This is a genomic window from Paraburkholderia sp. MM5384-R2 (assembly GCF_014201025.1).
Lineage (GTDB): Bacteria > Pseudomonadota > Gammaproteobacteria > Burkholderiales > Burkholderiaceae > Paraburkholderia > Paraburkholderia tuberum.
Genome location: NZ_JACHDI010000003.1, coordinates 361,436 through 373,084, shown reverse-complemented (window position 1 = coordinate 373,084; position 11,649 = coordinate 361,436). Strand labels below are relative to the sequence as shown.

7 protein-coding genes are annotated in these 11,649 nt (G+C 65.5%); 3 read left to right on the top strand and 4 right to left on the bottom strand.

Features of this window, described 5'->3' with window-relative positions; translation table 11 throughout:
- Window positions 1-74: 74 nt before the first annotated feature.
- Complete coding sequence (locus HDG37_RS07770; RefSeq protein ID WP_184045827.1) at window positions 75-842, top strand: glycosyltransferase family 2 protein; 768 nt, start codon at window positions 75-77, stop codon at window positions 840-842.
- A gap of 42 nt (window positions 843-884) precedes the next feature.
- Here the strand turns inward: HDG37_RS07770 and dnaE are convergent, their stop codons facing one another.
- The gene (gene dnaE, locus HDG37_RS07765; protein ID WP_184045825.1) at window positions 885-4,451 is read right to left on the bottom strand and encodes a DNA polymerase III subunit alpha; all 3,567 of its coding nucleotides are present in this window, start codon (window positions 4,449-4,451) and stop codon (window positions 885-887) included.
- A 314-nt stretch (window positions 4,452-4,765) separates the two neighbouring features.
- On the opposite strand from dnaE, the gene HDG37_RS07760 reads away from it, so the two are divergent.
- Together HDG37_RS07760 and gluQRS are read left to right on the top strand one after the other, a co-directional pair.
- Window positions 4,766-5,629, top strand: a complete 864-nt coding sequence (locus HDG37_RS07760; protein ID WP_184045823.1) for a sulfurtransferase — start codon at window positions 4,766-4,768, stop codon at window positions 5,627-5,629.
- A 52-nt stretch (window positions 5,630-5,681) separates the two neighbouring features.
- A complete protein-coding gene (gluQRS, locus tag HDG37_RS07755) occupies window positions 5,682-6,572 on the top strand; it encodes a tRNA glutamyl-Q(34) synthetase GluQRS (protein ID WP_184045821.1) in 891 nt (296 codons plus the stop codon).
- A 107-nt stretch (window positions 6,573-6,679) separates the two neighbouring features.
- Here gluQRS and HDG37_RS07750 read toward each other — a convergent pair whose 3' ends face one another.
- The 3 genes from HDG37_RS07750 to HDG37_RS07740 form a co-directional block, all read right to left on the bottom strand.
- A complete protein-coding gene (locus tag HDG37_RS07750) occupies window positions 6,680-8,146 on the bottom strand; it encodes a DEAD/DEAH box helicase (RefSeq protein ID WP_184045819.1) in 1,467 nt (488 codons plus the stop codon).
- 374 nt (window positions 8,147-8,520) lie between these two features.
- A complete protein-coding gene (locus HDG37_RS07745; RefSeq protein WP_184045817.1) occupies window positions 8,521-9,957 on the bottom strand; it encodes an aldehyde dehydrogenase family protein in 1,437 nt (478 codons plus the stop codon).
- Between the two features lie 32 nt (window positions 9,958-9,989).
- Window positions 9,990-11,642: an acetolactate synthase large subunit gene (locus HDG37_RS07740; RefSeq protein ID WP_184045815.1), complete on the bottom strand. Its 1,653-nt coding sequence runs from the start codon at window positions 11,640-11,642 to the stop codon at window positions 9,990-9,992.
- Window positions 11,643-11,649: the final 7 nt, after the last annotated feature.

The window sequence follows — 11,649 nt, the reverse complement described above, 5'->3', positions numbered from 1 at the left end:
GAGATGTGTATACTCGCTGCTCGATTGCCGGGTCGCGACCCGCTCCGTCACTTCGTCCTCCACGCAACTCAGGTATGCAAGAAACCACTCTTGGCGTCGCCATCATCACCCGGAACGCGGCGGCGCGGCTGGCCGAATGCCTGCAGGCCGTGGCCTTTGCCGACCAGATCGTCGTGATCGACGGCGGCAGCACCGACGGCACCGCCGACATCGCTCGCGCGCACGGCGCTCGCGTCATCGAACAGACGGACTGGCCGGGCTTCGGCCCGCAAAAGAACCGCGCGGTCGATGCCCTGACGACAAGCTGGATCCTGTCGCTCGACGCCGACGAAATCGTCACACCGGAACTTGCCGCATCGATTCGCGCGACGCTCGCCGCGCCCGCTGCCGAGGTCTATGCAGTGGACCGTCTGTCGAGTTTCTGCGGCCACTGGGTCCATCACAGCGGCTGGTATCCGGACTGGATTCCGCGCCTCTTCAAACGCGGCACCGCGCGCTTCTCCGACGACCTCGTGCACGAGCGCCTCGTGTTCGACACGCCCGTGCAACGCCTCGCCGGCAAGCTGATGCACTACTCGTACGAGGACTACGAGGGTGTGCTGCGCAAGCTCGACGCGTATTCGACGGCCGGCGCGCGGCAGCGTTACGAGGCCGGGCAGAAAGGCAGCATTCGACTCGCGCTCGGGCGCGGCCTGTGGGCGTTCGTGCGGACTTATCTGCTGCGGCGCGGTTTTCTGGATGGCCGCACCGGGCTGATGATCGCGCTGTTCAATGCGGAGACGGTGTACTACCGGTTTCTGAAGCTGGCACGCCTGGAAAAAACGGGCGGGCGGAAAGGCTAGCCGGTACACGCGGCACTGGCCCATCCATACCGCGGACCGCGCTCAATACACGATTTCGATCGAGCTTCCCGCAAACTCGCCGCGCAGCGCGGCGAGCAGTTCATCGGTCGGCTTCACGCGCCACGCGTCGCCCAGACGCATTTCGCCTTGCGCATGCTCGCTGCGATAAACGACCTGCACCGCGAGCCCGTTCGGAATCTGCACCGCTTGACGCTGACGGCCGCCGTCGCCGCCGAAGCCGCCACGGCCACCGCCATTGCCGCGCGGCGCGGCCGCCGGCGCGGCTGTGGCGGACGGCTCGTCCTTGCCGGCGGTGTGCGCTTCGAGCACCCGGCGCAATGCCTGCGCGTCCGCGTTGCCGTTCATCTGCACCTTCAGCGAGTCCGCGTAACGGCAGCGCGCGCGGCCGAGATCCATCACCGTTTCGACCGTGAAGCGGATGCCGCCCGTGAACGCGTCGTTGCGCGCCTGGCCCTGCACGACCAGCAGCTCGTCTTCCTTGAACAACTGCTTGTGCTCTTCGAAGACCTCGTTGAACACCGTCACTTCGCACTGGCCGGTGCCGTCGTCGAGCAGCGCGATCAGCATCTTGCCGCGCTGGGTCATCTGCGTGCGCAGCGACACGATCACGCCCGCGACCAGCTTGTCGCGCCCTTCCTTCAGCTCGCCGATCTTCTGGCGCACGAAGCGACGCACTTCGTCCTTGTATGCATCGAACAGATGGCCCGACAGGTAGAAACCGAGCGCGGCCTTCTCTTCCTGCAGCTTGCGCTTTTCCGGCCACTCCGGTTCGTCGACGAGTTCGTGGCCTTGCGACGGCGCGTCGCCCATGTCGAACAGGCCGGCCTGCAGCGCATTGGCCGCCGCCTGCTCGGCCGCTTCCATCGCGAGCGACACCGACGCGATCAGCTGCGCGCGGTTCAGATGCAGCGTGTCGAACGCGCCGGCGCGAATCAGCGCCTCGATCGTGCGACGATTGACGATGCGCCGATCGACGCGGTTGCAGAAATCGAAGATGTCGATGAAGCGACCTTCCTCGCGTGCGCGCAGGATTTCTTCGATCGCGTTCTGGCCGCTGCCCTTGATCGCGCCGAGACCGTAGCGGATCGTGCGCGAGCGCTTGCCGTCGGCTTCGGCGACCGGCTCGAAGCGATACGCGGACAGGTTCACGTCCGGCGGCAGCACGGCCATCTTGTTCGCGAGACAGTCTTCGAAGAGGATCTTGACCTTGTCCGTGTCGTCCATCGCGAGCGACATGTTGGCCGCCATGAATTCGGCCGGATGGTGCGCCTTCAGCCACGCGGTGTAGTACGCAAGCAGCGCGTAGGCGGCCGCGTGCGACTTGTTGAAGCCGTAGCCCGCGAACTTCTCCATCAGGTCGAAGATTTCGTCGGACTTCTCGCGCGTGAGGCCGTTGGTGGCCGCGCCTTCCGCGAAAATTTCGCGGTGCTTGGCCATTTCCTCGGGCTTTTTCTTACCCATCGCGCGACGCAGCAGGTCGGCACCGCCCAGCGAGTAGCCGCCGATGATCTGCGCCATCTGCATCACCTGCTCCTGGTAGACCATGATGCCGTAGGTCTCTTTCAGAACAGGTTCGACGCGCGGGTCCGGATATTCCACCACCTCGCGGCCGTGCTTACGCGCACAGAAGCTCGGGATCAGGTCCATCGGACCCGGGCGGTACAACGCGACCAGCGCGATGATGTCTTCGAAGCGGTCGGGCTGCGCGTCCTTCAGCATGCCCTGCATGCCGCGGCTTTCCAGCTGGAACACGGCGACCGTATTCGCTTTCTTCAGGATCGAGAACGACGCCGGGTCGTCGAGCGGCACCTGGGCGAGCGACCAGTCCTGCTTCGACGGATCGAGGCGGCGAATGTAGCGCTCGGCCCAATCCAGAATGGTCAGCGTGGTCAGGCCCAGAAAGTCGAACTTCACGAGGCCGACTGCTTCGACGTCGTCCTTGTCGTACTGGCTGACGACGCCGCTTTCGTCGCCCTGCGTGTACAAGGGGCAGAAATCGGTCAGCTTGCCCGGCGCGATCAGCACGCCGCCCGCGTGCATGCCGACGTTACGCGTCAAGCCTTCGACGCGCTGCGCGAGTTCGAGCAGCTGGTGCACTTCGTCTTCGTTGTCGAAGCGCTCCTGCAACAGCGGCTCTTCCTTCATCGCGTCGGCGATCGTCACGTGCTTGCCCGGCTTGAACGGGATCAACTTCGCGATGCCGTCCGTGAACATATAGCCGAGATCGAGCACGCGGCCGATGTCGCGCACCGCCGCCTTCGCCGCCATCGTGCCGAACGTCGCGATCTGCGACACCGCGTTCGCGCCGTATTTCTCCTTCACGTACTGGATCACGCGATCGCGGCCGTGCTGGCAGAAGTCGATATCGAAGTCGGGCATCGACACCCGCTCCGGATTCAGGAAACGCTCGAACAGCAGGTTGTAGCGCAGCGGATCGAGATCGGTCACGCCGAGCGCATAGGCGACCAGCGAACCCGCGCCCGAGCCCCGGCCCGGCCCGACCGGCACGCCGTTGTTCTTGGCCCAGTTGATGAAGTCCGCGACGATCAGGAAGTAGCCCGGAAAGCCCATCTTGATGATCGTGCCGCACTCGAATTCGAGGCGCTGGTAGTACGTCGGGCGTTGCGCGTCGCGCTCGGCCTCGTCCGGATACAACTGTTCGAGCCGCTTTTCGAGGCCCTCTTTCGACAGCTGCACCAGGTAGTCGTCGAGCGACATGCCGTCGGGCGTCGGAAAGAGCGGCAGCTTCGGCTTGCCGAGTTCGAGCGTCAGATTGCAGCGCTTGGCGATCTGCACCGTGTTCGCCAGCGCCGAAGGAAGGTCCGCGAACAGCGTGGCCATTTCCTGTTGCGTGCGGAAATACTGCTCGGCCGTGAAGCGCTTCTGGCGACGCGGATTCGCGAGAATGTCGCCTTCGGAAATACACACGCGCGCTTCGTGCGCGGTGAAGTCGTCCGGCGTCATGAACTGCATCGGGTGCGTCGCGACGACCGGCAGTTTCAGCGATGCCGCGAGCGCGACCGCCTGCTGCACGTACTGCTCGCCGCCAGCCTGGCCATAGCGCTGCAGCTCGATATAGAAGCCGCCTGGGAACACCTTCGCCCAATGCTGCGCGTGGCGCTTCGCCGCCTCTTCGTTGCCGGCCGCCAGCGCGAGACCGATGTCGCCCTGCTGCGCGCCCGACAGCGCGAGCAGCCCTTCGCCCAGACCGGATTCGAGCCAGCCGGCTTCGATTTCCGCGCGGCCGCGATACTGGTTCGTCAGCGAGGCCTTGCTGAGCAATTCGCAGAGGTTCAGGTAACCGCGGCGGTCCTTGACCAGCAGCAGCAGGCGGGAAGGCTTGTCGCGGTCGTCAGGATTGGTGATCCAGACGTCGCAGCCGGCAATGGGTTTGATCCCTTTGCCACGCGCTTCCTGGTAGAAACGGACGAGGCCGAACGCGTTGCCGAGGTCGGTAAGCGCCAGCGCGCCCTGACCGTCTTTGGCCGCCGCCGCGACGATGTCGTCGAGACGCACGATGCCGTCGGCAATCGAGAATTCGGAGTGAACGCGGAGATGAACGAAGCGGGGATCTGACATGGGCGACATTGTAACTCCACCCTTCCGCTGTTTTCAGGTCAAAACGGCGCGTTGGCCATCCGGCCAGGACGAGGTCGGAGCGAGCGCTGTTTGCGCTAGCGCAACTCGTTAGCCATTCGGCCAGGTCGGGGAAAATGCCGGGTTGAGGGATAATAGAGGTTTCGCCTCTCTCGACGTGGCCATTTAACCGGCACACGCGCGGCACACGCGCGGCAAACGCGCGCGAACCCGCGCGTCAAACCCCGGGTCTCATACGGGGCGCAACAGCGGCGGCACATCCGGCCGCCCCTCGCCACGCCGGCCATCTTTACCGCAGAACACACATGAGTATCGTCAATCTCGCCGCGTATCAATTCGCGACCATCGAAGACACCGCCGCCTGGCGCCCGTTCGTCACCGAACGCTGCAATGCGCTCGGCCTGCGCGGCACCATCCTGCTCGCGCCGGAAGGCATCAACCTGTTCATCGCCGGCACGCGCGAGAACATCGACGCATTCATCGACTACATTCGCCACGACGCGCTGTTCGAAGGCAAGTTCGCGAATCTGCAGTTCAAGGAAAGCCTGTCGGACAAGCAGCCCTTCACGCGCATGCTGGTCAAGCTCAAGCGCGAAATCATCACGATGAAAAAGCCGGCGATCCGCCCCGAGCTCGGCCGCGCACCGTTCGTCGACGCGCCGACGCTGAAGAGCTGGCTCGACCGCGGTCACGACGACGAAGGCCGTCCGGTCGTGATGCTCGACACGCGCAACGCGTTCGAAGTCGACGTCGGCACGTTCGACAACGCGCTCGACTATCGGATCACGAAGTTCAGCGAATTCCCCGAGGTAATCGAGAACAACCGTGCCGATCTCCAGGACAAGACGGTGGTGTCGTTCTGCACGGGCGGCATCCGCTGCGAGAAGGCCGCGATCCATATGAAGGAGGTCGGCATCGAGAACGTGTACCAGCTCGAAGGCGGCATCCTCAAATACTTCGAGGAAGTGGGCGGCGCGCATTATCACGGCGACTGCTTCGTGTTCGACTACCGCACCGCGCTGAATCCGCAACTCGAACCGACCGCGACCGCGCAATGCTTCGGCTGCCGCGCGGTGGTCACGCCCGAGCAACAGCAATCGCCGATGTACGTCGCGGGCAAGACCTGTCCGGCGTGCCATCCGGACAGCAAGGCCGCGTGCGCCGCGTAAAGACAGCCGGGGCGCTCCGTGACGCGGGCGCCGCACCTGTCGCCCCCCAACCATGACCTATCGCGGACGCTTCGCGCCGTCGCCGACCGGCCCGCTGCATTTCGGCTCGCTGGTCAGTGCGCTCGCGAGCTGGCTCGACGCGCGCGCGCAGCGCGGCGCGTGGCTCGTGCGCGTCGAAGATATCGACGGACCGCGCACGGTGCCGGGTGCCGCCGAGGACATCCTCGCGACCCTCGAACGCTTCGGCATGCGCGCGGACGAAACGCCGGTCTGGCAAAGCCAGCGCATGGCGCGCTATCAGCACGCGCTGGAGCAGTTGAAATCGGCCGGTCTCGTCTATCCGTGCGGCTGCACGCGCAAGGAAATCGCCGATTCGCTGCTGCACGCGCACGCGCGCAACACTACACTCGCCTACCCCGGCACCTGCCGCACGGGTCTGCATGGCAAGCCGGCGCGCGCGTGGCGCCTGCGCGTGCCCGACGGCGAGCCCGCCGTGATCACGTTCGACGACCGCTGGCAGGGTCCGCAGACGCAAAATCTCGCGACCGAGGTCGGCGATTTCGTGCTGCGCCGCGCGGACGATCAGTGGGCATATCAGCTGGCGGTGGTGGTGGACGATGCGGACGCGGGCATCACGCACATCGTGCGCGGCGCGGATCTGATGGATTCGACGGCGCGGCAGATTTATCTGCAGCGTTGTCTGGGTGTGGCAACGCCCGAGTATCTGCATGTGCCGGTCGTCACGAACGAGCACGGCGAGAAACTGAGCAAGCAGAACGGCGCGACCGCGCTCGATAGCGACAAGCCGCTCGAAGCACTAGGCGCGGCGGCACGGCATCTGGGACTGAAGTTGGGAAGCGAGCCGCCCATGACGCTGGAGCAGTTCTACAGCGCCGCGACCGCGGCCTGGGCAAAACGGATGAACATTCGCGCATCCCGATGATGCGCACGCGTGAAGCCTGCTGCGTTTTCCAAGACATCGAACCGCGCGGCCCCACCGTTTTTACGCTCGAGGCGTTGCACCCCGAGCTCTGAACCCGACAGCCCGTCTTACGACGACGAAGGCGTCTTCCTCGGCATTCCGAAGCCACCGAGCAACGCGGCCAGTGGCCGCTTCGGCGCCGTCTTTTGCGGCGCGGGGTTCGACGCGGCCGTCTCCTCGATCTTGCGCACCGATGCCGGCGACGGCTCGTACGGCTTCAGGAAGAAATCGTCGACCGGTTGCGCGCGATGATGATGCGCACGGTCATACGAACCCGACGCCCCGCCCGTGCGACGGCGGCTGCGCTCGTCGCGCGATTCGCTGCGATCGCGGCGCGGCGGACGGTCCTCGTGATGATGGCGCACCGGCGCCTCGACGGTCAGGCGCTGCAAGTCGAGCGGACGCTTGATCAGCTTCTCGATGTCGGCCAGTTGCTTGCGCTCGTTCGGGCTGCACAGCGACAGCGCGTCGCCCGATGCGCCCGCGCGGCCCGTGCGGCCGATACGGTGCACGTAGTCTTCCGCGTTGAACGGCAGGTCGAAGTTGATCACGGTCGGCAGTTCGACGATGTCGAGACCGCGCGCGGCGACATCCGTCGCGACGAGCGCCTCGACTTCGCCGCGCTTGAACGCATCGAGCGCCTGCATGCGCTCGCTCTGCGTGCGGTCGCCGTGAATCGCGGTCGCGACCACGCCGTCGCGTTCGAGACTGCGCGCGAGCCGGCTCGCGCCGATCTTGCTGTTGCAGAACACGAGCACCTGCTTCAGGCCGCGCTCGCGGATCAGCTGCACGACCGCGCCGGTCTTGTCGCCCTCGGCGACTTCGTAGACGATCTGCGTGACATTGGTCGCGGTCGAGTTGCTGCGCGCCACTTCGATGGTCTGCGGGTTGCGCAGATACGTCGCAGCGAGCTTCTTGATTTCGCCCGAGAACGTCGCGGAGAACAGCAGCGTCTGGCGCTCTTTCGGCAGCAGGTTCAGGATGCGCTGCAGGTCGGGCAGGAACCCCATATCGAGCATGCGGTCGGCTTCGTCGAGCACGAGCATCTGCACCTGGCCCAGGTTCGCGGTTTTCTGCTGCACGTGATCGAGCAGACGGCCCGGCGTCGCGATCAGGATTTCGACGCCGCGGCGCAACTGGTCCGACTGCGGATTCATGTCGACGCCACCGAACACGACCGCGCTGCGCAGCGCTGTGTGCTTCGCGTACGCCTGCACGTTCGCGGCGACCTGGTCGGCCAGTTCGCGGGTCGGCGTGAGGATCAGCGCGCGGACCGGATGGCGCGCCGGCGACGCGCTCGTACTGGCCTGCGGCAGCAGGCGCTGGATGATCGGCAGCGAGAAGCTCGCGGTCTTGCCGGTGCCGGTCTGCGCGGCGCCCATCACGTCACGGCCCGCCAGCACGACCGGGATCGCCTGCGCCTGGATCGGCGTGGGCGACGTGTAGCCCGATTCCTTGACGGCCTTCAGGATGTCGGGCGCGAGGCCGAATTGATCAAAAGTCTCGGTGCTGGGCGTGACGGCTGTGTCGGACATGGTGGCTTTCGCTAAAAAGGCGCGTGGCGCGATGCGCGCGGCAGCGGTCGGGACCGCGGAGGGCATCAGGATGAAGGCGGAGCCACGTCGTTCCGCGCGAGACCCGTCTGAGTTCGGATAATGCGGCCGGCTCCGGCTGGCGGAAGCATCCGCCGAAAGCCGAGTATTGTAGCACTTCAGCAAAAACGCTCGTGACGGCCGGCCGGCCGGCGGCTCGCGGCCGTTGCTTCGGTCGCAGCGTAGTGCGCACAGACGACAGTGGCGTGACAGCCGGGCACTTCGGCGGGCGGCGCGCGGCGTTCGCCAGCCGTCCCCGCGCCCGCACCGGCCCCATTGCGAACGGTCGCCCGCCCCCGCTCACGTCGGATCGCCCCTCACCACGTCTCGCGCATCACCATCAGCCGCATCTCGGTCATGTCCTCGATCGCGTAGCGCACGCCCTCGCGCCCGAGCCCCGAATCCTTGACGCCGCCATACGGCATGTTGTCGACGCGGAACGACGGCACGTCGTTGATCACGACGCCGCCCACTTCGAGCGCATCCCACGCGCGATGCGCGTGCGCGAGCGAATCGGTGAACACGCCGGCCTGCAGGCCGAAGTCGCTGTCGTTGACCTGCGCGAGCGCCGCCTCGAAATCGTCGAAGCGCTCGAGTATCGCAACCGGCCCGAACGCCTCCTTGCGATACAGATCGGTGTCGCGCTTCACGCCTTCCAGCAGCGTCGCCTCGAACATCGCGCCGTCGACCTTGCCGCCCGCGACGATCTGCGCGCCCGCCTGCACCGCCCCCTCCATCCAGCCAGCGAGCCGCTTCGCTTCCGATTCGGAGATCATCGGCCCGACAAAGGTCTTTTCGTTCTTCGGATCGCCCATCACGAGCGACTTCGTCTTCGCGATCAGCTTCTCGCGCAGCGCGTCGTAGACGCTCGTGTGCGCGAGAATCCGCTGCACGCCGATGCAGCTCTGCCCCGACTGATAGAACGCGCCGAACGCGAGCCGGTCGACCACGTAGTCGAGCTTGCCGCCCTGGTCAGCGTCGACGATCGCCGCCGCGTTGCCGCCCAGCTCCAGAATCACCTTCTTCTTGCCGGCTTTGCGCTTCAACTCCCAGCCGACCGCGGGCGACCCGGTGAACGACAGCAGCTTGAAGCGCTCGTCGGTCGTGAACAGGTCGGCGCCGTCGCGATGTGCGGGCAAAATCGAGAACGCGCCCTTCGGCAGATCGGTTTCCGCGAGAATTTCGCCCATGATCAGCGCACCGACCGGTGTGCGGCTCGCCGGTTTCAGCACGAACGGCACGCCGGCCGCGATCGCCGGCGCGACCTTGTGGGCGGTCAGGTTCAACGGAAAATTGAACGGCGAGATGAACGAGCACGGCCCGATCGGCACGCGCTTCACATAGCCGTGATACCCGTTCGCGCGCGGCGAAATCTGCAGATTGACGATCTCGCCGTCGATCCGCACGCTCTCCTCCGCGGCGACCTTGAACGTATCGATCAGGCGCGTGACTTCGCCCTTCGAATCGTTGATCGGCTTGCCCGCCTCGATGCACAGCGCGAGCGCGAGTTCGTCGTAGCGCTCGCGAAAGCGCTTCACGCAATGTTCGAGCACCGCCTGGCGCTTGAACGGCGGGTAGGCGCGCATGGCCGGCATCGCATCGACCGCCAGGCCGATCGCCTTGTCGATCGCGGCCGCGTCGGCCATTGCGACGCGCGTGGCGACTTCGCCGCTGAATTTGTCGGTGACTTCGAGATCGGTGTTGGCGGCCACCGGCTCGTTGGCCAGGTAGTACGGATAGGTTTTCTGCAACATGTCGCACTCTCCTTGATTCGATGCACGGATGCTCAAAGCCGCGCGGACAGCCGCTTGATCTCGCGATTGAGCACGCGCTCGTTGTCCGAATAGTCGATCGGCACGTCGATCACGTGCACGCCCGGCGTCGCGAAGCACTCGCGCAACAGCGGCGCGAACTGCCCGGCCGCCTCGATCCTATGCCCCTGCGCACCATAACTCTGCGCATAGGCGACGAAATCCGGGTTCGCAAGCGTCATGCCGTAGTCCGGGAAGTTCATGTTCTCCTGCTTCCAGCGGATCATGCCGAACGCGTCGTCGCGCAGAATCAGGATCACCAGATCGAGCTTCAGCCGCACCGCCGTTTCGAGCTCCTGCGAGTTCATCATGAAGCCGCCGTCGCCGCACACGGCGATCACCTTGCGCTCCGGATGCACGATCTTGCTCGCGATCGCCGACGGCAGCCCCGCGCCCATCGACGCCAACGCGTTGTCGAGCAGCAGCGAATTCGGCTCGTGCGCGCGGTAGTAGCGCGCGAACCAGATCTTGTACATGCCGTTATCCAGACAGACGATGCCGTCGACCGGCGTGGTCTCGTACACGTCGTTGACGATCCGCACCGGGTACATCGGAAAGCGGTCGTCGTGCTGGCCCTTCACCAGATGCGCCTCGAAGTGCTCCTTGATCTCCTTGAAACGCGTGAAGTCCCAATGCTCCTGACGCGTCTTCAGGCTCTCCTTGAGCTGCCACACCGCGTTGGCGATATCGCCGACCACTTCGATCTGCGGGAAATACACCGGATCGACTTCGGCGCCGAGGAAGTTCACGTGGATCACGGTCTTCTCGCCCGCCTCGCCGCTGCGCATGAAAAACGGCGGCTTTTCGATCACGTCGTGACCGACGTTGATGATGCAGTCGGCGTGCTCGATCGCTCGGTGCACGAAGTCGCCGTCGGAGAGCGTCGCGTTGCCGAGCCACATCGGATGCGATTCGTCGATCACGCCCTTGCCCATCTGCGTGGTGAAAAAGGGAATGCCGATCTGGTCGACGAACTCGCGCAGCATCTTCGTGGTGGTTTTGCGGTTGCCGCCCGCGCCGATCATCAGCAGCGGATGCTTCGCGGCGGTGATCGCCTCGACCGCGCGCGCGACCGCCTTTTCCTCGGCGACCGGACGGCGGCTGTAGCTCTTCGGAATCGGCTTGCCGTCGCCCTCTTCGTGCGCGACGTCCTCGGGCAGTTCGAGGTGGGTGGCGCCCGGGCGTTCCTCCTCGGCGCGGCGCACCGCCTCGCGCACCGTCGCCGGAATGTTGCCGATCGACACGATCTGCCGTGTGTACTTGGTGAGCGGCTCCATCATCCGCACCACGTCGACGATCTGGAAGTGCCCCTGCTTGCTCGATTTGATCGGCTTCTGGCCCGTGACCATCAGCATCGGCATCCCGCCCAGCTGCGCGTAGGCGGCCGCGGTCACGAAGTTGGTCGCGCCGGGGCCGAGCGTCGCCAGACATACTCCCGTGCGGCCGGTGAGCCGCCCGTAGGTGGCGGCCATGAAGCCGGCCGCCTGCTCGTGGCGCGTGAGGATCAGACGGATTTTCGAGCGGCGCAGCGACTCCAGCAGATCGAGATTTTCTTCACCGGGGATGCCAAACACATACTCGACACCTTCGGCTTCCAGCGATTTGACGAACAGGTCCGATGCTTTCATTGAGGGT